This is a genomic window from Arsukibacterium ikkense (assembly GCF_000987775.1).
GTDB classification, from domain to species: Bacteria; Pseudomonadota; Gammaproteobacteria; order Enterobacterales; family Alteromonadaceae; genus Alishewanella; species Alishewanella ikkense.
Genome location: NZ_LAHO01000004.1, coordinates 74,773 through 97,128 on the forward strand (window position 1 = coordinate 74,773; position 22,356 = coordinate 97,128).

At 50.9% G+C, this 22,356-nt stretch carries 21 protein-coding genes; 15 read left to right on the forward strand and 6 right to left on the reverse strand.

The genetic code is table 11. From position 1 onward, the window contains the following. The first annotated feature begins 57 nt into the window (after nt 1-57). The 5 genes from petA (at nt 58) to WG68_RS05820 (ending at nt 3,794) form a co-directional block, all read left to right on the forward strand. Nucleotides 58-648, forward strand: coding sequence for a ubiquinol-cytochrome c reductase iron-sulfur subunit (gene petA / locus WG68_RS05800; RefSeq protein WP_046556726.1), 591 nt, complete (start codon nt 58-60; stop codon nt 646-648). Continuing rightward, a complete protein-coding gene (locus tag WG68_RS05805; RefSeq protein WP_046556727.1) occupies nt 648-1,922 on the forward strand; it encodes a cytochrome b in 1,275 nt (424 codons plus the stop codon). Before petA ends, WG68_RS05805 begins: the two co-directional genes overlap by 1 nt. Beyond that, nucleotides 1,922-2,659 carry a cytochrome c1 gene (locus tag WG68_RS05810; RefSeq protein ID WP_083981805.1) on the forward strand — a complete coding sequence of 246 codons (738 nt, stop codon included), beginning with the start codon at nt 1,922-1,924 and terminating at the stop codon, nt 2,657-2,659. The genes WG68_RS05805 and WG68_RS05810 overlap by 1 nt, the downstream gene beginning before the upstream one ends. 77 nt (nt 2,660-2,736) lie before the next feature. Then, complete coding sequence (gene sspA, locus WG68_RS05815) at nt 2,737-3,375, forward strand: stringent starvation protein SspA (protein WP_046556729.1); 639 nt, start codon at nt 2,737-2,739, stop codon at nt 3,373-3,375. 8 nt (nt 3,376-3,383) lie between these two features. Beyond that, a complete protein-coding gene (locus tag WG68_RS05820) occupies nt 3,384-3,794 on the forward strand; it encodes a ClpXP protease specificity-enhancing factor (RefSeq protein ID WP_046556867.1) in 411 nt (136 codons plus the stop codon). Nucleotides 3,795-3,811: 17 nt separating this feature from the next. On the opposite strand, the gene ilvY is transcribed toward WG68_RS05820, so the two are convergent. Further along, the gene (gene ilvY / locus WG68_RS05825; protein WP_046556730.1) at nt 3,812-4,720 is read right to left on the reverse strand and encodes an HTH-type transcriptional activator IlvY; all 909 of its coding nucleotides are present in this window, start codon (nt 4,718-4,720) and stop codon (nt 3,812-3,814) included. Nucleotides 4,721-4,927: 207 nt separating this feature from the next. Between ilvY and ilvC the strand changes: the two genes are divergently transcribed. Beyond that, nucleotides 4,928-6,409 carry a ketol-acid reductoisomerase gene (gene ilvC, locus WG68_RS05830; protein WP_046556731.1) on the forward strand — a complete coding sequence of 494 codons (1,482 nt, stop codon included), beginning with the start codon at nt 4,928-4,930 and terminating at the stop codon, nt 6,407-6,409. A 224-nt stretch (nt 6,410-6,633) separates the two neighbouring features. On the opposite strand, the gene WG68_RS05835 is transcribed toward ilvC, so the two are convergent. After that, nucleotides 6,634-7,350, reverse strand: a complete 717-nt coding sequence (locus tag WG68_RS05835) for a slipin family protein (RefSeq protein ID WP_407637668.1) — start codon at nt 7,348-7,350, stop codon at nt 6,634-6,636. Nucleotides 7,351-7,414: 64 nt separating this feature from the next. After that, nucleotides 7,415-8,740 (reverse strand): NfeD family protein, encoded by a 1,326-nt coding sequence (locus tag WG68_RS05840; RefSeq protein ID WP_046556733.1) that lies wholly within the window; start codon nt 8,738-8,740, stop codon nt 7,415-7,417. 207 nt (nt 8,741-8,947) lie between these two features. Between WG68_RS05840 and WG68_RS05845 the strand changes: the two genes are divergently transcribed. The 5 genes from WG68_RS05845 to WG68_RS05865 all read left to right on the forward strand — a co-directional run bounded on the left by WG68_RS05845 (nt 8,948) and on the right by WG68_RS05865 (nt 14,122). After that, on the forward strand, nt 8,948-9,379 hold the full coding sequence (locus WG68_RS05845; protein WP_046556734.1) for a methylglyoxal synthase: 432 nt from the start codon (nt 8,948-8,950) through the stop codon (nt 9,377-9,379). A gap of 105 nt (nt 9,380-9,484) precedes the next feature. Continuing rightward, nucleotides 9,485-10,297, forward strand: a complete 813-nt coding sequence (locus tag WG68_RS05850; RefSeq protein WP_046556735.1) for a TlpA family protein disulfide reductase — start codon at nt 9,485-9,487, stop codon at nt 10,295-10,297. A gap of 97 nt (nt 10,298-10,394) precedes the next feature. Continuing rightward, on the forward strand, nt 10,395-11,414 hold the full coding sequence (locus WG68_RS05855; protein WP_046556736.1) for a Fe(3+) ABC transporter substrate-binding protein: 1,020 nt from the start codon (nt 10,395-10,397) through the stop codon (nt 11,412-11,414). Between the two features lie 33 nt (nt 11,415-11,447). After that, complete coding sequence (locus tag WG68_RS05860; RefSeq protein WP_046556737.1) at nt 11,448-13,082, forward strand: ABC transporter permease; 1,635 nt, start codon at nt 11,448-11,450, stop codon at nt 13,080-13,082. A gap of 2 nt (nt 13,083-13,084) precedes the next feature. After that, nucleotides 13,085-14,122 carry an ABC transporter ATP-binding protein gene (locus tag WG68_RS05865; RefSeq protein WP_046556738.1) on the forward strand — a complete coding sequence of 346 codons (1,038 nt, stop codon included), beginning with the start codon at nt 13,085-13,087 and terminating at the stop codon, nt 14,120-14,122. A gap of 18 nt (nt 14,123-14,140) precedes the next feature. Here WG68_RS05865 and WG68_RS05870 read toward each other — a convergent pair whose 3' ends face one another. From WG68_RS05870 to WG68_RS05880, 3 genes are all read right to left on the reverse strand, one after another. Further along, nucleotides 14,141-14,881, reverse strand: a complete 741-nt coding sequence (locus WG68_RS05870) for a substrate-binding periplasmic protein (RefSeq protein WP_046556739.1) — start codon at nt 14,879-14,881, stop codon at nt 14,141-14,143. Nucleotides 14,882-15,049: 168 nt separating this feature from the next. Next, nucleotides 15,050-16,219 carry an E22 family MetX-like putative esterase gene (locus WG68_RS05875; protein ID WP_046556740.1) on the reverse strand — a complete coding sequence of 390 codons (1,170 nt, stop codon included), beginning with the start codon at nt 16,217-16,219 and terminating at the stop codon, nt 15,050-15,052. Nucleotides 16,220-16,229: 10 nt separating this feature from the next. After that, a complete protein-coding gene (locus tag WG68_RS05880) occupies nt 16,230-17,531 on the reverse strand; it encodes a GntP family permease (protein ID WP_046556868.1) in 1,302 nt (433 codons plus the stop codon). A gap of 154 nt (nt 17,532-17,685) precedes the next feature. On the opposite strand from WG68_RS05880, the gene WG68_RS05885 reads away from it, so the two are divergent. The 4 genes from WG68_RS05885 to WG68_RS05900 all read left to right on the forward strand — a co-directional run bounded on the left by WG68_RS05885 (nt 17,686) and on the right by WG68_RS05900 (nt 22,355). Further along, complete coding sequence (locus WG68_RS05885) at nt 17,686-19,995, forward strand: TonB-dependent receptor (protein ID WP_046556741.1); 2,310 nt, start codon at nt 17,686-17,688, stop codon at nt 19,993-19,995. Nucleotides 19,996-20,067: 72 nt separating this feature from the next. After that, complete coding sequence (locus tag WG68_RS05890) at nt 20,068-20,709, forward strand: response regulator transcription factor (protein WP_046556742.1); 642 nt, start codon at nt 20,068-20,070, stop codon at nt 20,707-20,709. A 200-nt stretch (nt 20,710-20,909) separates the two neighbouring features. Continuing rightward, the gene (locus tag WG68_RS05895) at nt 20,910-21,266 is read left to right on the forward strand and encodes a hypothetical protein (protein ID WP_046556743.1); all 357 of its coding nucleotides are present in this window, start codon (nt 20,910-20,912) and stop codon (nt 21,264-21,266) included. Between the two features lie 3 nt (nt 21,267-21,269). After that, entirely contained in the window at nt 21,270-22,355 is a 1,086-nt protein-coding gene (locus WG68_RS05900; RefSeq protein WP_046556744.1) for a TolB family protein, read from the forward strand. The last annotated feature ends 1 nt before the right edge of the window (nt 22,356 follow it).

Sequence of the window (22,356 nt, forward strand, 5' to 3'; positions counted from 1 at the left end):
GCTGGAATTCAGCCGCTTAAATTTGTTTTAGTTAAGCGTTAATGTGGAGATGAGTGGATGAGCAATGCGCCTGTAGATCATGGTCGCCGCCGCTTCCTTACCATTGCTACCTCAGTAGTGGGAGGCGTGGGTGCTGTTGGAGTGGCTGTGCCCTTTATTGCCTCCTGGAATCCGAGTGAGCGGGCTAAGCAAGCCGGTGCTGCAGTTACTGCGGACATAAGCAAACTCGAACCAGGGCAGTTAATCCGGGTAGAGTGGCGGGGAAAACCGGTATGGATAGTAAAACGCACCGCTGAAACCCTGCAGCAACTGGAGCTGGTGGAGCAAAATTTGCGCGATCCGGCGTCAGATGTGCCACAACAGCCGGCTTATGCCCAGAACCGGCATCGCTCTATCAAGCCTGAGATTTTTATTGCGGTGGGTATTTGTACTCACCTGGGCTGTTCGCCAACTTATCTGCCTAATGATTTCTCTGCTCAGGTAGAAGGCATCCGTGCAGGTTTCTTCTGTCCATGTCATGGTTCTAAATTCGATATGGCTGGCCGGGTATTTCAAGCCGTGCCGGCACCAACTAACCTGGTGGTGCCACCACATATGTTCATCGACGACAACACCATAATAATTGGTGAAGATGAGGGGGTTGTCTGATGTTTAAAAATCTGATGAGCTGGATTGAATACCGCTTACCCTTTATGGATAAGATGAACCTGCATGTGATGCAGTATCCGGCGCCTAAAAACTTTAACTTCTGGTACTTTTTTGGTTCGCTGGCCATGTTGGTCCTGGTAAACCAGATTGTCACTGGTATCTGGTTAACCATGAATTACGAGCCGTCTGCTGAAGGCGCTTTTGCTTCTATTGAATACATTATGCGTGACGTTGATTATGGCTGGTTGTTGCGTTATATGCACTCTACCGGCGCGTCGGCGTTCTTTGTGGTGGTGTATTTGCATATGCTGCGCGGCATGATGTACGGCTCTTACCAGAAACCACGCGAATTGCTGTGGATTTTTGGCATGTTGATCTTCCTGGTGCTGATGGCTGAAGCCTTTATGGGGTATTTATTGCCCTGGGGCCAGATGTCATTCTGGGGCGCGCAGGTTATTATCGGTATCTTCGGCACTATTCCGTTTATCGGCGAAGACTTAACCCTGTGGATCCGTGGTGACTACGTCATTTCCGGTGCCACCCTGAACCGGTTCTTTGCTTTGCATGTTATTGCCTTGCCATTAGTGCTGGTTATTCTGGTGTTCTTACACATTATGGCACTGCATGAAGTGGGCTCAAATAACCCGGACGGTATCGACATTAAAAAAGATAATGACGGCACTGTTGAGCTGACTGAAGCCGATAAGAAATTTACCTTTCACCAGTATTTCACCCGTGGTGGCAAGAAAGTGATTGTGGATGCTATTCCATTCCACCCTTATTACACCGTGAAAGACTTAGTGGGTGTGGCAGGCTTCCTGCTAATTTTTGCCTGGGTTATTTTCTTCTTCCCAGAAGGCGGTGGTTACTTCCTGGAGCCACCAAACTTTGAAGCAGCGAACCCGTTGAAAACGCCTGATCACATTGCACCGGTTTGGTACTTTACCCCGTTTTACGCGATTTTGCGGGCCATTCCACACCCGTTTATGGGGGCGGTAGCCATGTTTGCAGCTATTGTGGCGTTGGCGTTACTGCCTTGGCTAGATCGCGGCAAAGTACGTTCAGTGCGCTATCGCAGCGGCATACACAGAGTGAACCTGATTAACTTTTGTGTCAGCTTTGTGGCACTGGGTGTGTTAGGGGTGCTGCCTGCTGAAGGCCTGTACACCTTATTGGCCCAGATCTTCTCGTTTACTTACTTTGGTTTCTTCGTGCTGTTGTTTTTCTACAGTAAAAATGAAAATACCAAGCCATTACCAGTGAGGGTTACCTAATGATGAAAACGTTATTGTCTGCTGTTGCATTATTAGCTTCTTCACTGGCCATGGCAGCGGGCTCAAATATTCCATTGGATAAAGCACCGATTGACTTAACGGATAAGGCATCGTTGCAAAATGGTGCCCGGCTGTTCCAGAACTATTGTCTGGGATGTCACCAGATGCAGTATCAGCGCTATTCCCGTACTTTTGCTGATCTGGATATTCCGGAAGAGCTGGGGATGGAGCATCTGATGTTCACCGGTGAGAAAGTGGGTGACCATATTACCAATAATATGTCGGCAAAAGACGGTGAAAAATGGTTTGGTGCCACCCCTCCTGATTTAACTAACGTAGCACGGGTGCGTGGTGCGAACTGGTTGTATACCTATTTGCGCGCATTTTATGCTGACGACAGCCGGCCATTTGGTGTGAATAATGACGTATTCCCACTGGTAGGTATGCCCCACGTATTGCAAGAATTACAGGGTGTACCTTACAAGGCCTACGAAACTCGTCTGGTCGATGGTCAGCCAAAGCAGGTGTACGTTGGTTTTAAAACCGATGGCAGTGGCGAGTTAAGTGCAGAAGAATATGATCGTGCTGTGCTAGATCTGGTAAACTACATGGTATATGTGGGTGAGCCAACCAGGCTGGAAGCCCGCGCTCTGGGCTACAAGGTCATGATATTCCTGTTAATCTTCTTTGTGCTGGCTTATTTTCTGAAGAAAGAATACTGGAAAGATGTTCACTAATTAGTTGATTTAACTAGTATTGAGATACCAGGGGCCTTAGCGCCCCTTTGCTGTTTTTTATTTTACCGGAGGAATAAATGGCGATCATTGCCAATAAACGCCCTGTGATGACCCTGTTCACAGCCATTGATGATATGTACAGCCACCAGGTGCGTATTGTCCTTGCCGAAAAAGGCGTAACTGTGGATATCCTTCAGGTAGCTCAGGATAATCTGCCAGAAGACTTGTACGAAGTTAACCCGTACGGCAGCTTACCGACCTTACTTGACCGTGAACTGGCCCTATATCAGGCCGATATCATTATGGAATATCTGGATGAGCGTTTTCCGCATCCGCCCTTAATGCCGGTGTACCCGGTAGCCCGTGGCCAGGCCAGGTTAATGATGTACCGGATTAAAAACGACTGGTATAGCCTGGCGGAAAAGGTGCTTAACAATGCCGATGATGCTGACAATGCCCGGCAGGAGTTAAAAGAAGGCTTGGTATCACTGGCACCATTGTTTAATGAAACGCCGTTTTTTATGAGCGAAGAATTTGGCCTGGTTGATTGTTATATGGCGGCACTGATGTGGCGTCTACCTGCCCTGGGCATTGAATTTCAAGGCGCTGGCAGCAAGGAACTGAAAAACTATATGGCCCGTATTTTCGAACGCGATGCATTTCAGGCATCACTGACTGAAGCCGAGCGGGAAATCCGGCGCGGGATGCGCTTGTAATGGCGGCAATGTCACCAAATCGCCCGTATTTAGTGCGGGCGTTTTACGAATGGATAGTTGATAACGACTGTACACCGTATTTGGTGGTAGATGCCAGCTATCCGCAGGTAAAAGTGCCGCAGCAGTTTGTGCAAAATGGCCAGATAGTGTTGAATGTGCTGCCTTCTGCGGTGGGTAATATGCAGTTAGGTAATGACGCCATTACTTTTAGTGCGCGTTTTGGTGGGCAGCCGTTTGCATTGTACATTCCGGTGAAAGCCGTGTTAGCCATTTATGCCAAAGAAAATGGTGCAGGTACGGTGTTTACTCTGGAAGAAGAAGAGGACGATGCCGAGTTATTTGCAGAACCCTTTGACGATGACGATACGCCAGAGCCACCAAAACCGAAAAAAGGCAGCCATTTAAAGGTTGTTAAATAAACCGGTAAAGTCAGATGTTAAATAGAGCTGCCATTGGCAGCTTTATTTTTGTTTGCTGCCAACTGCCAGAAAGCTTGTAGCAACGGTTGTTCTAATTTTTTGCTCAGCATGCAAACCCCCAGCTCAAATGGCTGAAACTGATAGCTGATATCGAGAATACGTACCCTGTCGCGCACCGGACTGTGGGCAATAACCGGTTCAGGCACTACTGCCACTCCGCTGCCCAACGCTACCATTGATACCATGGCCTCGTGGCCATCTACTTTAACCGCCACCTTGGGGGTAATGTTACTATCAGCCAGCCATTGATCTGAGCGGGAGCGGGCCGGGCCATGGTCAGATTGTACCAGCGGAATGTTATGCCAGTTTATCGGCACCGAGCTCAGCAAATCGTTCACTTTACAAGGGATCACCGGCGCAATCAGCCATACTGGCAGTTGAGCAATACGTTGAAAAATCATGTTGGCGGGTAACTGTGCCGGGTAGGCTGCCAGCGCAATATCCACTTCACCGGCTTTAATTTTCTCAAAGGCCATGGCGGCATCGCCAGTGGTCAGCTTGATCTCTGCTTTTGGGCATTGCAACCGGAACTTATCCAGTATTGCTGGTAAATGGCTGTAGCTGGCGGTAACAGTACAAAACAAACGGATTTCGCCGGCTAGCTCGACGCTGGCCAATTGCAGATCAAGCTGTAGCTGATGCCATTCATCTAACCACAAGCGCACAAAGCGCTGTACCCGTTCACCGGCTTTGGTTAAGCGTACCGATCTTTTATCCCGCTCAAACAGCATAGTGCCTAATTCGTCTTCCAGCCGCTGGATCACCCGGGTCAGAGTAGAAGGGCTGACATACATTTGCTCACTGGTTTTGGCAAAATTTAAACTGGAGGCTAAATGTAAGAACAATTGTGCACTACGAATGTCCATGGCCTGCCTTGATTGCATAATATGAAATACAGAGTTGTAAATATATCACTTCACGCAATGAATTGCAGCGGCTACCATTAGCTTATTAACGCACTCTGCTGACCCGATACTGTCATTATACAGTCATCGCACCCGACTATCATGGGTAAGCTAGGGATGCGTAAGGTAAGCCAGGCTTATCCGTTAAACTGAATTTTGAGAAATAGTATGAGCAATTATTTTAATACCTTAAGTTTACGCCAGCAGTTAAAACAGCTGGGTCAGTGTCGCTTTATGAACAAAAGCGAATTCAGCGACGGCTGTAATTTTATTAAAGACTGGAACATTGTAATCGTTGGCTGCGGCGCCCAGGGTTTAAACCAGGGCCTGAATATGCGCGACTCGGGCTTAAATATCAGTTATGCCTTGCGTGAAGAAGCTATCAGTGAACAGCGGGCTTCTTACCAGAAAGCCAGCAGCAATGGTTTTACCGTTGGTACTTACCAGCAGTTAATTCCACAGGCTGATTTGGTGTTAAACCTGACCCCGGATAAACAGCATAGCAGCGTGGTTGACGCAGTAATGCCCTTGATGAAGCAAGGTGCCACCTTAGCCTATTCGCATGGTTTTAATATAGTCGAAGAAGGTAAACAGATCCGGTCGGATATCACGGTAGTGATGGTGGCACCGAAGTGCCCCGGTACCGAGGTGCGGGAAGAATATAAACGCGGCTTTGGCGTGCCAACATTAATTGCCGTGCACCCGGAAAATGACCCTAAGGGCCAGGGCTTAGCAATTGCCAAAGCTTATGCCGCGGCGACCGGCGGCGACCGGGCCGGGGTATTACAGTCGTCTTTTATTGCTGAAGTAAAATCAGATCTAATGGGCGAGCAAACCATCCTGTGCGGTATGTTGCAAACCGGCGCTATGCTGGCGTTTGACAAGCTGGTAGCTGAGGGCGCTGAAGCTGGCTATGCCGCCAAGTTAATTCAGTATGGCTGGGAAACGGTAACCGAAGCGCTGAAGCACGGTGGCATTACTAATATGATGGACCGCCTGAGTAATCCGGCCAAGCTGAAAGCCTATGATTTAGCAGAAGAATTGAAAGTGACGCTGCGGCCATTATTTGAAAAGCATATGGACGATATTATCAGTGGTGAGTTCTCGCGTACCATGATGGCCGACTGGGCTAATGATGATAAAAACCTGCTGAGCTGGCGTGAGCAAACTCGCGACAGTGGCTTTGAACAAGCGCCGGTGTCGGCTGAAAAAATTGCCGAGCAGGAATATTTCGACCGCGGCATTTTGCTGGTGGCGATGGTAAAAGCCGGGGTAGAGCTGGCGTTTGAAACCATGGTTGATGCCGGCATTATTGCCGAGTCGGCGTACTATGAGTCGTTACATGAAACACCGCTGATTGCCAATACTATCGCCCGCAAGCGCTTGTATGAGATGAACGTGGTCATTTCCGACACCGCTGAATACGGTAACTACCTTTTCGCCCATGCTGCAGTGCCGCTGCTACGCGACAAGGTTAACAGCTTAAGCAGTGAGTATATCGGTAAAGGCGTAAACCCAGGCCAGAGTAGTGTGGATAACTTAAAACTGATTGCAGTAAATGAGGCTATTCGTCAGCACCCGGTTGAAGTGGTGGGTAAAAAGTTACGTGGTTACATGACTGCAATGAAACGAATTGTTGAGGCGAACTAACGCCTTTAAAGAATGATGTGGTTTATGGTGATTAACGGTGTGCAGTGCTCCGGTTAATGCCAGACCAATAATGATGTTATACGTGGACCTTGGTTGTTTTGCCCCGCTTGTCGGGGCTTTTTTTTAGCTGATAAATGGTGAACTTGCGCCAGCATACTTTGCTCGTTCAGGAACGGATTGTTAAGTTTCGTTCCCGGGGAATCCAGCAATAGTAGTCAACAGGCTTAGCCCTCCGGTTTTGCTTTGGCTATACCAGAGCGCTCGCTCAGCCCGCTCAGCAATTCCAGCGGCAGCGGGAAAACAATGGTTGAGCTTTTCTCGCCTGCGACTTCAGTCAGGGTTTGCAGGTAACGCAGCAGTATGGCGTTAGATTCCTGGCCCAGGATTTGCGCCGCTTCCACCAGCTTGGTAGCTGCCTCCATCTCGCCCTGAGCGTGGATCACCTTGGCCCGGCGTTCACGTTCCGCCTCTGCCTGGCGGGCAATGGCGCGGATCATGCTTTCGTTGATATCTACGTGCTTGATTTCCACATTGGCCACCTTAATTCCCCAGCTGTCGGTATGGGCATCCAAAATACGCTGAATATCGGCATTGAGCATATCCCGCTGTGCCAGCATCTCGTCCAGTTCGTGCTGCCCCAGCACGGAACGCAGCGTGGTCTGAGCCAACTGGCTGGTAGCCGCGAGATAATCTTCCACATTGATAATGGCTTTCTGCGGATCGATCACCCGGAAATAAAGCACCGCATTCACTCGTACCGAGACGTTGTCCCGGCTGATCACATCCTGTGACGGCACGTCCATCACCACGGTGCGTAAATCCACTTTTACCATCTGCTGGAGCACCGGGATCACGATGATAAGGCCTGGCCCCTTTACCTTGTAGAAGCGGCCGAGCAGAAAGATCACCCCACGTTCGTACTCGCGCAAAATGCGAAACATGCTAATCAGTAAGGCGAACAGCAGCAGTAGCAGGGCGCTTAGCGACAGATTCAATTGCATTAATTCATTCATCAGTTTGTTCCTTCTCACTAGCCAATTGCAGTACCAGGCCGTCCAGCGCCGTCACCCTGGCCGTTTGCCCCGGCTGCAGCGGCATTGCGCATCTGGCTTGCCAGCATTCGCCCTGTAGCAGCACCCGGCCGGTGCCGGGAAAGCCATCCAGCACCTCGGCCTGGGCGCCAATTATTGCCTCGATGCCAGATACTGTTGCCATTTTTCGCTTGCGCCAGATATAGCCTAGCATCAGCACCAAAAAGGCGCTGGAAAACAGCGTGACAGACAGTAGTACCGGCCAGGCAATTTGAAATGCTTCCAGATCGCTGTCGAGTAAAAATATTGAGCCGAGTACAAAAGCCACCAGCCCACCGAAGCCGAGAATACCGAAGCTGGGCAGCAGGGACTCTGCCAGTAACAGGCCAATACCGAGCAACAGCAAGCCGAACCCGGCGTAGTTAACCGGCAGCAGCTGAAAAGCAAACAGCGCCAGCAGCAGGCAAATGGCTCCCACTACTCCAGCAACCCCGATACCAGGGCTGTAGAACTCCAGTAACAGGCCGTAAATGCCCAGCAGCATCAGGATATAGGCGACGTTGGGGTCGGTTATTGTGGTGATAAAACGGGTGCGCCAATCCGGGCTCTGGTCTACCAGCTGTGCATTTTCCAGTACCAGCGGTCCTTGACCAGGGGCAAAGGGCAATACATAGCCATCCAGCCGGGCTACTAAGGCATGGGGCGTATCGGCGATAAAATCGATCACTTGTTGCGCCAGTGCTTCGCTGGCAGTCAGGGTGGCGGCCTCCCGCACTGCTTGCTCTGCCCACTCGGCGTTGCGATGCCTGAGTTGTGCCAGGCTGCGGATATAGGCCACAGAATCATTTAATACCTTTTTTTCCATGGCAGCTGGCCCTTGTGGTTTGTCAGCATCGCTAGGCGCTTGCGCTGGCCCGGCTATTGGCACCGGCGTAGCGGCCCCCAGGCTGGTAGCGCTGGCCATGGCAGCGATATGGCAGGCATAGAGCAGGTAAGTGCCTGCGCTGGCTGCCCGTGCGCCCTGAGGATAAACCAGGCAGGCCACCGGAATGGGCGAGGCCAGTATCGCCTGATTAATATCCCTGACACTGGCGGCCAGGCCGCCTGGGGTATCCAGCGTGATCAGAATAAGGCTTGGTTGTGGTTGTTGGGCGTTGCTACTGTCGATCGCCCGTGTCAGGTAGTCGCTGATCCCCGGACCGATAGCGCCTTCCACCCTGAGCACGTTAACCACGGAAGACGCCGAGGCCGGAGCTGGCATCAGCATGATGAAGAGCATTATCAGGGCGAGACGCAACATTATTTTATTGCCTTAACTGTTCATAATTTAAGCATAGCTTGCCGGGCGGATTTCGCCTGTATTGAGCAAAGGCGATATTGTGCCAGAGCAGTCGATGGCAAGAATTACATCATGTCCCCCGGGTGGTAACATAAAAGGACTGGTATTCTATGCTGGCTTCAAATATCTTTTTCCAGAGAAACACACTTACAGATAAAGAGACCGATTATGAAAACGATTGCCTTGGTGGCCCACGATGGCAAAAAAGCCACCTTGTTAGAATGGATTGGCAAGCATAAACAATTTTTTGCCGACAAGAACCTCATTGCGACCGGCACCACCGGTAAACTGATTAGCGATGCCTTGCAGCAGCCGGTGCAGTGTATGGCCAGCGGCCCGCTGGGGGGCGATCAGCAAATTGGTGCCTTAATCGCCGAGCAAAAAATAGACTGGCTGATTTTTTTCTGGGACCCGCTATCATCCCAGCCGCATGACCCTGATGTTAAAGCGCTAATCCGCTTAGCCGTGGTGTGGAATATTCCGGTGGCCTGTAATCGCGCCACGGCGGACTTTATTATTCACTCCAGTTTATATCAGCAGGATTATCAGCGTGAAATTCCGGATTTTTCAGTGCACAATCAAAGACTAACAGTAGAGTAATTCGCTAAGCTACCAGTAGCTGCTGCTGTTTGCCAGCCAACTGATGTTGGCAATGACAACGGCAATCAATGCATAATGCTGGCTGGATAAAATATTGGAATTACTATGACTGCTGTAACTGTTGGCCCGCTTGCATTACCAATCACACCGTTATTACTGCTGATCAGTGTGTTAATGGGGTTGCTGGTGGCGGCCTTGGTGGGGCGTAAATACAAAGTATCGGTTACTGATCCACTGTTAAGTATATTACTGGGTAGCCTGCTGTTTGGCCGGTTGGTATTTGTGGCGCGCTTTGCCGGCAGTTATGATTCGCTCTGGCAGATGCTGGATATTCGGGATCGTGGTTTTGATCTTAGCGCCAGCCTGCTGGCGGCAGTATGCATTTTATGCTGGTTACTGTGGCGCCGCCGCCAGCAACGCCAGGCACTGCTGGCTGGAGTATTAACAGTAACCATGTTGTTTGGCGCTTTTAGTTCTGTGATTTATGTCGGCCGCCAACAAGCTATGTTGCCTGAGTTGACACTTCAGCAGCTCAATGGCGACAGTGTTAATCTGGCCGAGTTGGGCCGTGGCCAGTTAACAGTGGTAAATTTATGGGCTACCTGGTGCCCGCCTTGCCGGCGCGAAATGCCAGTATTGCAGCAAGCTGAGCAGCAATACCCTGCTGTGCGCTTTGTGTTGCTGAATCAGCGTGAACATCCGGAGCTGGTACAGCAGTATTTACAGCAAGCCGGTTTGGCGTTCCAGCATGTGTTGCTGGACAGGCAAGGCCAGCTGGCTACCCAGCTTGGCGCACATGGTTTACCGGTAACCCTGTATTTTGGCGCCGATGGTCAGTTGCTGCAAAGCCATATGGGCGAATTGTCTGCTGCCAGTCTGGCGCAAAGCCTGCAGCAACTGGGGGCAGGGGCTGAGTAATTTTTTCAAATATAGATCGCAAACGTATTGAGAATAATTCGCGTTTGTGGTTAGATAGCAGCCCTGCATGTTACCCCTGAAGCTGGAGTAGGTTCTGATGCGAATTAAACCAATCTTATTAGTGATAGCCGCCCTGAGCAGTGCCTTATTAAGCGCTGGCGCAGTGTTTGCCAGTGAAGTTAATATTTACTCTGCCCGCCAGGAAGAATTGATAAAGCCGTTGCTGGATAACTTTAGCCGTGATACCGGTATTAAAGTTAATCTGATCACCGGTAAACCCGATGAGCTGATCAGCCGCTTGGTCAGCGAAGGGCGCAACAGCCCGGCAGACTTATTAATCAGCACCGATGTTGGCCGCCTCTACCGGGCAAAAACCCAGGGCGTATTACAAAGTATTTCATCTGACGCGTTAAGCAGTGCCATTCCGGCTGCGCTGCGCGACCCTGCCGGCCACTGGTATGGTTTAACCATGCGCGCCAGGCCCATTATGTATGTGCCGGGAAAAGTGAACCCGGCTGAGTTATCCAGCTATGCTGATTTAACCAATCCCAAATGGCGTGGCCGCATTTGCGTGCGCTCGTCCGACAATATTTATAACCAGTCGATGGTGGCGGCGATGATTGCTCAGCAGGGTGTGGCGGTTACGGAGCAATGGGTGAGGGGCTTTGTGGCTAACTTTGCCAGGCCGCCACGTGGTGGCGACCGGGATCAGATTAGTGCTGCGGCGGCCGGGGTGTGTGACATTGCTATTGCTAACACCTATTACTTAGGTGGCATGCTGGCTGATCCGGCACTGCGGGCCACGGCAGAAAAAGTGAAGGTATTTTGGCCTGATCAAGCGGGTAATGGTGTACATATTAATATTTCCGGCGCCGGGGTTGCGACGCATGCGCCCAATAAAGCCAATGCCGTGCGTTTGCTGGAGTATATGGTAACAGCGCAGGCTCAGGCCTGGTACGCTGAAGCTAATCATGAATATCCGGTGCGGGCCGGTGTCGCGGCCAGTGAGTTGCTGCAGGGGTTAGGTGAGTTTAGTGCCGATAAGTTGGCTCTTGATAAACTGGGCGAGCTTAACGGTGAGGCGATCCGGCTGATGGACCGCGCGGGTTGGCGCTAGTCGACCGCCAGCTGGTATCAGCAACGAGGTAGTATGCTGTCATTAAAAGCAGATATCTGGCGTTGGTCAGTGTTAATACCGGCATTGCTGCTAGCGATGCCGGTATTGGTCGTTTTTGGCAGTGTGCTCAGCCCTGATATTGAGGTCTGGCGCCACCTGCGCCAAACCGTGTTGGCCGATTATATTACCAATTCACTATTGCTGGCCTTTGGCACCGGAGCCGGCGCTTTACTGATAGGTACCGGCACCGCCTGGCTGGTGAGCCAGTATCAGTTCATCGGCCGGCGAGTGCTGCAATGGTTGTTGTTGCTGCCGCTCGCCATGCCGGCTTACATTATTGCCTATACCTACACCGGCATGTTCGATTTTGCCGGGCCGCTGCAAAGTGCGTTGCGCAACTATTTTGGCTGGCGCTATGGTGATTACTGGTTCCCGGAAATTCGCTCGTTAACGGGCGCCATTCTGATGCTATCGCTGGTACTGTATCCCTATGTGTATATGCTGGCGCGTACCGCGTTTCGCGAACAATCCAGCAGTATGCTTGAAGCCAGCCGTACCCTGGGTTTCAGCCCACGCCAGCATTTCTGGAAAGTGGCATTGCCGCTGGCCCGGCCGGCCTTACTCACCGGGGTGGCGCTGGCGATGATGGAAGCCTTTGCCGATTATGGCACAGTGCAGTATTTTGGTATTGCCACCTTTACCACCGGCATTTTTCGTACCTGGTTTGGTATGGGTAGTCAGGGTGGCGCTGCGCAGCTGGCGGCACTGTTAAGCAGTTTTGTGTTGGTCTTACTGGTGCTGGAGCAATGGTCAAGGCGAAAAATCCGATACTTTTATCAGGGGCAACGCCAGCAAGTCAGCGCTCTGCGCAGCTTACCGGTTGCCCGTCAGTTATTAGTGGCGTTGCTATGCTTGTTACCGGTATTACTGGGTTTTGTTATTCCGGCCAGCCAACTGGCCAGCTGGGCATTGCCAAACTGGCAGCAATTATTTGCAGCCGATTTTGTCCGCTTGATCTGGAATAGCTTTAGTCTGGCTGCGATGGCGGCCATTCTGTCGGTTATGCTGGCACTTTTATTTGCGTATGCCAGTCGCTTGCGGCGTGACCCTTTTGTAAGGTTGCCGGTGAGAATGGCGGCACTGGGCTATGCCATTCCGGGCACTGTGATTGCCATTGGCGTGATGATCCCGCTGGCCTGGCTGGATAGAAATATCGATCTGTTGGCCGAGCAATGGTTTGATATCCGCACCGGCTTGCTGTTGTCGGGTACTTTGTTTGCACTGTTGCTGGCTTATAGTACGCGTTTTCTGGCGGTGTCGTTGCATAGCGTGGAAGCCGGGTTGGAACGGATTAAACCCAGTATGGATAATGCGGCGCGATCCTTAGGTGCCAGCCCGTTACAAGTATTGCGCCGGGTACATATACCACTATTGCGTGGCAGTGTATTAACCGCGCTGATGCTGGTGTTTGTTGATGTGTTAAAAGAACTGCCGGCCACGCTTATTTTGCGGCCCTTTAACTTTAATACGCTGGCGGTACGCACCTATGAGCTGGCTTCCGATGAGCGGTTGGCCGATGCCGCTTTGCCTGCGTTAGCCATTGTGTGTGTGAGTATTATTCCGGTTATTTTGTTGTCACGGACGCTGGACGCCAGCAGAGGATCTTAAGCATGTTAGTTCTGGATAAGCTGGCAGTGGCCTATGGCCCGCATGTGGTGGTGAAAGATGTCAGCCTGGCCCTGGCCGAAGGCCAGATTGGTTGCCTGGTTGGCCCATCGGGTTGTGGTAAAACCACCTTACTGCGTGCGATCGCCGGCTTTGAGCCAGCTGCCAGTGGCAGTATCAGCCTGCAACAGCAGGTAGTCAGTGATCAGCATACGCAGCTGGCCACCGAGCAGCGCCGGGTAGGTATGGTATTTCAGGATTTCGCGTTATTTCCGCATTTGTCCGTGGCCGATAATATCAGCTTTGGTTTACAGGGCCAGAGCCAGACATTTAAGCAAGACAAGGTAAAGCAATTGCTGCACCTGGTGGGGTTGCCTGATTTAGCCAGCCGCTATCCGCATCAGTTGTCCGGCGGTCAGCAACAACGGGTGGCGCTGGCCCGCGCCTTAGCGCCAGAGCCACAGGTATTATTGCTGGATGAACCTTTCTCCAGCCTGGACGCCGAATTGCGCGAGGCGTTAGCCCGCGACATTCGTCATATATTGCAGCAGCTGCGTATTACCGCCGTTATGGTGACTCATGATCAGTTTGAAGCCTTTACCATGGCCGATATGGTAGGGGTAATGCAGCACGGTAAATTACAACAATGGGCCACGCCTTACGAGTTGTACCACAAGCCTGCCAGCCGTTTTGTTGCTGATTTTGTTGGCCGTGGCGTACTGTTACCCGGTGAAATGCTGGATGCCGGGCGGGTAAAAACCTGTTTAGGTATTTTTAACCAGCGTTATCTGCAAAATGCCAGCAGTGGTGACAAGGTTGATGTGTTAATTCGCCCGGACGACGTAGTACATGATGATGCCAGTGGTATTACGGCCAAAGTGCTGGAGAAATCGTTTCGCGGCTCTCACATCTTGTACACGTTGGCGCTGGGCGGTGGTGAGCAGGTATATTGTCTGGCGCTTAGCCACCATAACCATGCTATTGACGAGCAAATTGGCATCCGGCTCGATTTAGATCACCTGGTGCTATTTCCGCGTATCTAATTACCACAATGGCATTGGCTATGATTGTGGCAGTAAGGCATCAATAATTTGCTGATACTGACCAGATGTCCTGAGCTGTTGTAAGCCCAGATTAAAGCGTTCTATCCGCTGCTGATTGGCCGGGTCTTTCTTTGATAAAATTAAGTACATTGGTCGCTGCTCCAGTGCCGGCATTAACCAGTCCAGCTGCTGTTGATGCTGCGGTAAGGTATTTTCCAGTAAATACAGGCCGTTCAGTAAATCTGCAGGTACCAAATCTACCCGTTGCCGCGCCAGCATTGCCAGTGCCTGCTCATCGGTGGCAACCTGAATTGTTTGCATTCCGCTTTCCAGTAAACCCGCGGGCTGCTCATAACCCTGCACCAAGCCAAGCCGCCGATGCTGACTGGCAAGATCCTGAAAATTGCGATACGTGATGGTGTCTGCTTTTCGTTTAAACAATACGATTTGGTTAGCATAAAGCGGTTGAGAATAATAAAAATGGGCTGCGCGTTGTTCGCTGTACCAGGCCGCGACCAGACCAGTGTAGTTGCCTTGCTGGCTTTCATGCAGGGCACGGGCAAAGGGCAGAAACTCGATTTCTACCTTAACTCTTTGCAAGGCAAAAGCCTGCCGGATAATTTCAATAGTGGCACCTTGCTGGGCCAGTTGCTCGCCATAATGCGGATAATAATTGCTGCTGGCCAGCCGGATATCTTCGGCGCGTGCTGTGCTGCAAAAAAGCAGCATTAATATCAGTAAGCTGAATAGTTTTACCATTATATCGCGAAGCCTGAGTTACACCCTTATGAATTCAGTGTTGCATATTCGGTGGCTAAATCGAGTGGCAGACTGAACAAATCAGCTAAATATCAGATTTTTATCAGAGAATAAAAAGGGACACCCTATCGAAGCGGCATCCCGTCCAGGAACGATAACCTTGTTGCTTTATTCTTTTGCTAAAAAAGTTTGAATGGTATCGGCTACGGCTGTGATGCCTACTACGCCATCCAGGTGTCCCCAAATACCCGGTATTTCGGCGTATTCAACCTGCTTGCCTGCCGCACGCATGGCTTCCACACTGGCTTTTGCCATTTCTGGCAACAGCAACTGGTCACCGCTGGCGGGTAAAAACAGGGTTTTGGCCTGCACCCGGCTCAGGGCCTGCTGCCAGTTGTCACCCATGCCGGCGCGATACAGCTGCGATGCGCGCACCAGGTACAAAATATGGTTGGCGTCCTGCAATTCTGCACGCAGTTTGGCGTGGGCCATTAGCTGGTCCCAGGCAGAAAAGCTGGCCAGAATATCGCGATGCGCCGCTTTATCGGTGTTGGGTGCCGGGTAGCGCATATTAAAGCCGGTGGGGTACACCGCATCCTGAATAATATAGGCCAGGGCGGTGGTTAAACCTTGCTCTGGCTGGCCATGCTGATAATAGTCACCGCCGCGCCAGGCGGGGTCTTGTTTAATCGGGTAGGCCCAACGCTCTAAGCGCACTGCAGCCCAGGCATCGATATAGGCGCTGCCAATCACTGGTATTAACCGTTCAACCCGCTCAGGATAGCGAGTAGCCCATTCAATCGCTTGAAACGAACCCATCGAGCCGCCAATAACCGCGTGCAGTTTATTAATACCCAGGCTGTCAAGCAGGGCTTTTTGCACTTCAACAAAATCGCCGATGGTCACCACCGGAAAGCTTAAACCATAAGGCTTGCCGGTAGCCGGGTTAACCGTCGCCGGACCGGTGGTAATGACATTAGGGTCAAACACATTAGCATTAACCAGAGTATCGACACTGATGACATAAAATTTAGTGGTATCAATGGCTTTGCCAGGGCCAATAATGGCATCCCAGTAACCGGGAGCCGTGTCTGTTTCGCTATACTTACCAGCAGCATGGGAAGTGCCAGAGAAAAAGTGGGTAATCAGTATCACATTCGACTTATCGGCATTAAGCTCACCGTAGGCTTCCCAGCCCACTTTAACCGGGCTGATAACTGCGCCATTTTCTGTTTTAAAGCTTTTAATCTCAAAGGCCTGCTTGTCAACCAGCATGGCCTGGCTGTTGCAGCCAGCCAGTAGCAACCCCAGTAGTAATAACGTGCTTAACAGTCTCATTTAATCTTCCTTAAAACCATTGAAATAATATGATAGCCAATACCACACCCAGCACCGGCATCAGCACACTGACCACCGCCATCGGCCAGTAGGCATTCTGGTGCGTTTCGCCACAGATAGCACGAATAGTGGTGACCACGTAGCCGTTATGCGGCAGTGAGTCGAGCGCACCCGATGAAATAGCCACTACCCGGTGTAGCTGCTCGGCATCGACGCCGCGGTCTAAATAAGTGGGCGCAATTTCCGGCAGGGCGATGGCCTGGCCACCGGAGGCTGAGCCGGTTAAACCGGCAATAGCACTGACGGCTACTGCCGCGCCGACCAGTTCCGGGCCTGGCAGGTGCGTCATATAGTCCACTACACTGCTAAAGGCGGGTGTTAGTTTGGCCACACTGCCAAAACCGACTACCGCTGCCGTGTTACCAATAGCCAGTAAGGCGCCCAGCACTCCTTCGTTGGTGGCAGCAGCCGGGTTGGCCAGAAAGCGAAAGTTCAGCAGGTATAAACTCACTACCCCACCGGCCAGGGCAATAATTAACGCTGCTTGCTGCAGGCTGTCGTGCAGTAAAAAAGAGGTAATCAGCACCACCAACAACGGAATTAAACCCGTTACCCAGTGCGGCAGCGGTTTATCGGTGAGCGTTGGATCGCTGGCGCGCTGAATAAACTGCTCACCCTTTTTTACGGCATTTTTAATCATCCACATCAGGCTGAAATAGCCGCCGACTGCCATAAAGATGGCGACGACGATGCTGACTTGCCAGCCGGCGTAAGGGGTGGTGCCAAGATAGGCTATCGGGATCCAGTTCTGAATTTCCGGCGAGCCGGCCGAGGTCATGGTAAAGGTAACGGAGCCCAGCGCCAGCGCAGCCGGGATAAAGCGCCTGGGTAAGTTAGCGCCTTTAAATAAACTCACTGCCATCGGGTAGGCTGAAAACGCCACCACAAACAAACTAACCCCACCGTAAGTTAACACCGCACAGGCCAGCACTATGGCCAATACCGCTCGGGTATGACCGAGCCGTTTAACAATGGCCAGCGCCACCGCATCGGCCGCGCCGGTGTGCTCCATTAATTTACCAAAGATAGAACCTAGCAAAAACATCAGAAACCAGGCCGCGACAAAGGCGGCAAAGCCATTCATGTAACCATGAACAAAATCAATTTTATCAGTAACTTGCCAAAATGGGATACCATTAGTGGCGGCGACCAGCAAGGCGCATAGCGGTGCAGTAATAAATAAATTAAAACCCCGCATGGTAAACACTATAAGCAGGCCTAAACCCAGCAGTAAGCCAAAGATACTTAACATCGGCAAATCCTTGTTATCATTTTCAGCTAGTCTGATACAGCTTGGCGATTGCCACCATAGTACTAAGGTACAGGTTAAAAAATCTGCGTTTAGGCCTACAGTATCCAAACTGGTTAGTACCACATTTTGCAATCAATCAGCAGGAGAGCCAAAGATGGCCAAGAACTATAATAACGATGCACAGCACAAGTTTACCCGCTCAGCCTTTAAACCCAGCCTGTTAGCTCTGGCAATTAGTAGCTGTCTGGTCGCTCCGGTGATGGCGCAGGAGCAGCCGCGCACTGAATCCGAATTAAAACTGGAACGAATTGAAGTTACCGCAAGGCGCACGGTGGAAAGCCTGCAGGAAGTGCCGGTAGCGGTGACCTCTATAGGCGCTGATGATATCGCGGAGCGCGGGCTGGGTTCGGTGGTGGAAATTCAGCAATTTTCACCCAATACCACCTTGCAGGCCAGCCGCGGTACTAACTCGACGCTAACTGCTTTTATCCGTGGCGTGGGCCAGGAAGACCCACTATGGGGTTATGAACCAGGCGTTGGCATTTATATTGATGACGTTTATGTGGCGCGGCCACAAGGTGCGGTACTGGATATCTTAAATGTTGAGCGAATTGAAGTGCTACGCGGCCCTCAGGGTACCTTGTACGGCAAAAACACCATTGGCGGTGCGCTGAAATATGTTACCCGGGAGATGACCGGCGACTCCGAGTTTGCAATAAGTGGTACTGTCGGCAGCTATAACCAACGTGATGTTAAAGTTACCGGCCAGATCCCTCTGATCGCTAATACCCTTTATTTAGGTGTGGGCTATGCCAACTTGCAGCGCGATGGCTATGGTGAGTTTTTAACCTCTGCCTTGCCAAATCAGGATACCGAAAACTACAACAAAGATTTACAGGCGTTCCGGCTGACCCTGGAATTCCGGCCGCAAGATAACTTATTTTTCCGGCTGAACTATGACAAAACTGACGACAAGTCGAATGCCAAAGGCGGCTTCCGTTTACTACCCAGTTTGTTAACTGATGCGCCGGTGCCGGATAGCGTGTACGACTCTTACACCAGCATGCCAACCAAGAACAGGGTTGAAACCGAAGGCCTGAGCTTGACAGCAGCCTGGGATATTAATGATAACTTTACCTTGAAGTCTATCACCTCAGATCGGAAGAGCTATTCACCGACTAACATCGACTTTGATAACACTTCTATTCAGATTTTTGATGTACCAGCAATCTATGACGATAAGAGCTTTACTCAGGAGTTCCAGTTAAATTACCAGAACGACGGCTTTAAAATGGTGTCAGGTGTGTATTATTACACTGCTGAGTCTTGCGGTGTGTTTGATGCCATCCTTACTGTACTGGGCCAGTCATTAGGTGCGCCTGGGTTAACCCGTGAAGTTGGCGGTTGCAGTAACAGTGATAGCATGGCAGCGTTTGCCCAGGGCAGCTATCAACTGGATGACAAATGGTCAGTGACTGCAGGCTTGCGTTATACCCGTGATGAGAAAGAAGCGATAGTACGTAACGGTCTGATTTTTGATGTGGTCTATCCGGAAACCGGTTGGGTGCCAGGTTATGTGCGGCCGGATGGCTTAACCACACCTGTGGTACTGGATGACAAAGCCAGTTGGACCAAGCTGACGCCAAAACTTGGCGTAGAATATAAACACAGCCGTGACACCATGTATTACGCCAGCTTTAGCCAGGGTTTTAAGTCAGGTACCTTTAACCCGCGGGCAACCGTTGCTGAACCGGCGGCCAACCCGGAAACAGTCAATTCATATGAGATTGGCGTGAAAAGCGATATCACCGATACCCTCCGTTTAAATGCCACGTTGTTCCAGCTCGATCATAAAGATCGTCAGTATATTTCGGTTATTCCGGATCCGAATGACGCGTCTGCGCTGAACCAGCGTTTAGGTAATATTGGCCGCTCAGAAGCGACCGGTGCTGAACTGGAGATGCTCTGGTTAGCCAGCCGCAACCTGAATATCTATGCCAATGTTGGGGTGATTGATGCCAAATTTAAAGAGGCGGTAACTTTTACCCCAACTGGCCCGATAGATATTTCTGACCGTTTTACTATTACCAATACCCCGAAAACTACGGCTACTATTGGTTTTAGCTACGATATGGTCACCGACTTTGGTGATGTTATTTTTAACGGTAATTACGCCTATCGTAGCGCCTATGATCTGGTAGAGCTGGATAACCTGTTAACCCAGGATAGCTATGGCTTATTAAACCTGGGTGTGACCTGGCTCAGTAAGAGTGGCCAGTGGCGGGTTGGGTTACATGGCAAGAACCTGACTGACGAGCAATACCTGATAGGTAACTACGCCTTTATTGCACCAGATCCAGCTAATCCAGGTGGCTTTATCCCAGGCCTGGGTGGTGACAACACCTTAATTGGCTATTATGGGGCGCCACGTGAAGTGAGCTTAACGGTAGCTTACCGCTTCTGATCCATTAAAAACCTTGCCGGGGCGTAAGCCCCGGTTCATTATAGTGAGCCCACGTGCTCAGAAGTAAACGTTATGATTGCCATCATCGCCGATGATCACCCGTTATTCCGGGTTGCCTTAGCCCAGGCATCAAGCGCCATTTTAGGCAGCGATGCCTTGTTGCTGCAGGCGCAAACCATGGAGCAAGTCTGGCCCTTATTGCGCCAGCACCCCGATACCCATTTTATTTTCCTTGATTTAAAAATGCCCGGCTCCGATGGCTTTACCGGCTTAAGTGCGCTACGCACCGAATACCCGGATGTGCCGGTTATTATGGTGTCTGCAGAAGAAGACCCGGTGATTATCAAGCAGGCGCTGGCCTTAGGGGCGGCGGCTTATATTCCCAAGTCGGTGCCGCTGGAGCTATTAGCTGATGCCATTAGCGCGGTACTGAAGGGTGACAGTTGGTTACCGCCTGGCCTGGAGGATGATGTTAAAAACGCCAAGCCGCTGATCGACAATGATTTTTCCGAGCGTTTAGGGCAGCTTACTCCGCAGCAATTCCGGGTATTAAAAATGATTGCCGATGGCCTGCTTAACAAGCAAATTGCCTATGAAATGAATGTACAGGAAACCACCATTAAGCAGCATGTGTCGGCTATTTTACGCAAACTGAATGTCAATAACCGCACCCTGGCGGGCATTATGTTTGAAAAACTCAAGCTGGCGACCTAAGCTGGTTCGCCAGGCCACTTTTTGCTGCGTCAGCTAGTTTTACATAGCTTGCCATCTGAAGATCTCGTCGAACCATAAATGTGTTGTAAAACAGAATGTTCTAATTCTGGCTTGCACTATGCATTACCCTGGCTGTTGTATTCTTCCTGCATATTTAGGTGTGATGTGGGTTTCTGCTTTAATTAAAGGAGAAGCTGGCAATGGAAACTCCTCTGTCAAATAAGCGCGTAAGCGCAATGATACTTTGTTTTATCTTGTCGTTATGTAGTGCAGCGTTAGCGGCTACCCCCAAAGCAGTGCTGTCAGGGCCATCGCAGGCCAGTGCCGGTGATGTGGTGATGCTGACGGGTATGCACTTCACTGCTGGCGATACCTATACTGTAAAAACTGTAGTGGGTAAGCGTAGTAGTCAGGAACTGGTTGTGGCAGACAGTGACGGCGGTTTGTCTTATCAATTGGTTACTTCGGTTGCGGGTACTTATCAGTTACAGATACGCGATAATCGCAACAGGTTAATCACTACATCATTAGTGTCGGTAAACCGGGCCGGGGGTTAGGCGATGGCCTTGTTTAAATGCACCCACCTGGCTGCCGGGGTACTTGCTCTGTGTGGCAGCTTAGCAGTTGCCGCTGGTTTGCAGCATGATCTGGCTTTCGTGTCGATCCGTGATGGTAACGCACATATTTATGTCAGTCGTGGTGATGGTACGCAAGTCGCACTAACCAGTGGTAGCTCGGTTAATACGCAGCCGGCCTGGTCTGCCGATGGCACTATGCTGGCATTCAGCTCAGTGCGGGATGGCCAGTCAGCTATTTATATTATAGGCGCTGACGGTCAGGACCTGAGGCGACTGAACCAAAGCACGCTGTGGCAAACGGCGCCATCCTGGTCACCAGATGGAAAGGCTATTGCCTTTTTTGCGCGCGACAACAGTAAGCCCGGGGTCGCGTTGCACCTGATGGATTTGACCGACCGCACGGCGCTAATCATTGACGCTGATGGTATGGAAAAAGGACCTGATGCCCCTGTCTGGTCTGCTGACGGTAAGCAGTTAGCCTTTCTGGGAAGCCATGCCGGGCAGAAAAACGATGTCTGGGTGGTGCAACGTGATGGTAGTGGCTTACAGAACATCAGCCAGCAGGTATCAACCCGGCATAAAGCGCATCCGGCCATGTCACCTGATGGTCGCTATGTGGTTTATGTTGCGGATATGCGCGGCTATTTAGCATTGTTCCGCACCGATCTGCAAACTGGGGAATCGGTTAATTTAACGGCTGACAAACCTGCCGCCTATGAAACGCCCCGTTGGTCAGCGGATGGCAGGCGGTTAGTTTTTGCCAGTAGCCGTGACGATCCAGAGTTAACCCGGATGGATATTTTTATGATGAACGCTGATGGTTCAGGGGTGACGAACCTGAGCCAGCACCCGCATGAAGATTTTAACCCGCATTGGTCGGCAGATGAACAACGTATTATTTTTACCAGTTTGCGCAGTGGTACCGCGCAAATTTTTGCTTACGATTTAGTATCAAAACAATTGATGCGGATTACTGATAATCAATCTCATGATATGGACCAGGTACCACAGCCTGTAGCTGTTCGCTTTTTACAAACTGCGGTGTCGCTAACAAAGGGAGACCTGTAGT

Bases quoted from the DNA above. Each gene is read 5' to 3' on its own strand.
- WG68_RS05810 (WP_083981805.1), top strand. From the start codon at position 1,922: ATGATGAAAACGTTATTGTCTGCTGTTGCATTATTAGCTTCTTCACTG.
- WG68_RS05895 (WP_046556743.1), top strand. From the start codon at position 20,910: ATGGAAACTCCTCTGTCAAATAAGCGCGTAAGCGCAATGATACTTTGT.
- WG68_RS05870 (WP_046556739.1), bottom strand. From the start codon at position 14,881: ATGGTAAAACTATTCAGCTTACTGATATTAATGCTGCTTTTTTGCAGC.
- WG68_RS05850 (WP_046556735.1), top strand. From the start codon at position 9,485: ATGACTGCTGTAACTGTTGGCCCGCTTGCATTACCAATCACACCGTTA.
- WG68_RS05845 (WP_046556734.1), top strand. From the start codon at position 8,948: ATGAAAACGATTGCCTTGGTGGCCCACGATGGCAAAAAAGCCACCTTG.
- WG68_RS05880 (WP_046556868.1), bottom strand. From the start codon at position 17,531: ATGTTAAGTATCTTTGGCTTACTGCTGGGTTTAGGCCTGCTTATAGTG.
- WG68_RS05890 (WP_046556742.1), top strand. From the start codon at position 20,068: ATGATTGCCATCATCGCCGATGATCACCCGTTATTCCGGGTTGCCTTA.
- petA (WP_046556726.1), top strand. From the start codon at position 58: ATGAGCAATGCGCCTGTAGATCATGGTCGCCGCCGCTTCCTTACCATT.
- WG68_RS05835 (WP_407637668.1), bottom strand. From the start codon at position 7,350: ATGTTTCGCATTTTGCGCGAGTACGAACGTGGGGTGATCTTTCTGCTC.
- WG68_RS05820 (WP_046556867.1), top strand. From the start codon at position 3,384: ATGTCACCAAATCGCCCGTATTTAGTGCGGGCGTTTTACGAATGGATA.
- WG68_RS05900 (WP_046556744.1), top strand. From the start codon at position 21,270: ATGGCCTTGTTTAAATGCACCCACCTGGCTGCCGGGGTACTTGCTCTG.
- ilvY (WP_046556730.1), bottom strand. From the start codon at position 4,720: ATGGACATTCGTAGTGCACAATTGTTCTTACATTTAGCCTCCAGTTTA.
- WG68_RS05885 (WP_046556741.1), top strand. From the start codon at position 17,686: ATGGCCAAGAACTATAATAACGATGCACAGCACAAGTTTACCCGCTCA.
- WG68_RS05860 (WP_046556737.1), top strand. From the start codon at position 11,448: ATGCTGTCATTAAAAGCAGATATCTGGCGTTGGTCAGTGTTAATACCG.
- WG68_RS05805 (WP_046556727.1), top strand. From the start codon at position 648: ATGTTTAAAAATCTGATGAGCTGGATTGAATACCGCTTACCCTTTATG.
- WG68_RS05855 (WP_046556736.1), top strand. From the start codon at position 10,395: ATGCGAATTAAACCAATCTTATTAGTGATAGCCGCCCTGAGCAGTGCC.
- WG68_RS05840 (WP_046556733.1), bottom strand. From the start codon at position 8,740: ATGTTGCGTCTCGCCCTGATAATGCTCTTCATCATGCTGATGCCAGCT.
- WG68_RS05875 (WP_046556740.1), bottom strand. From the start codon at position 16,219: ATGAGACTGTTAAGCACGTTATTACTACTGGGGTTGCTACTGGCTGGC.
- sspA (WP_046556729.1), top strand. From the start codon at position 2,737: ATGGCGATCATTGCCAATAAACGCCCTGTGATGACCCTGTTCACAGCC.
- ilvC (WP_046556731.1), top strand. From the start codon at position 4,928: ATGAGCAATTATTTTAATACCTTAAGTTTACGCCAGCAGTTAAAACAG.
- WG68_RS05865 (WP_046556738.1), top strand. From the start codon at position 13,085: ATGTTAGTTCTGGATAAGCTGGCAGTGGCCTATGGCCCGCATGTGGTG.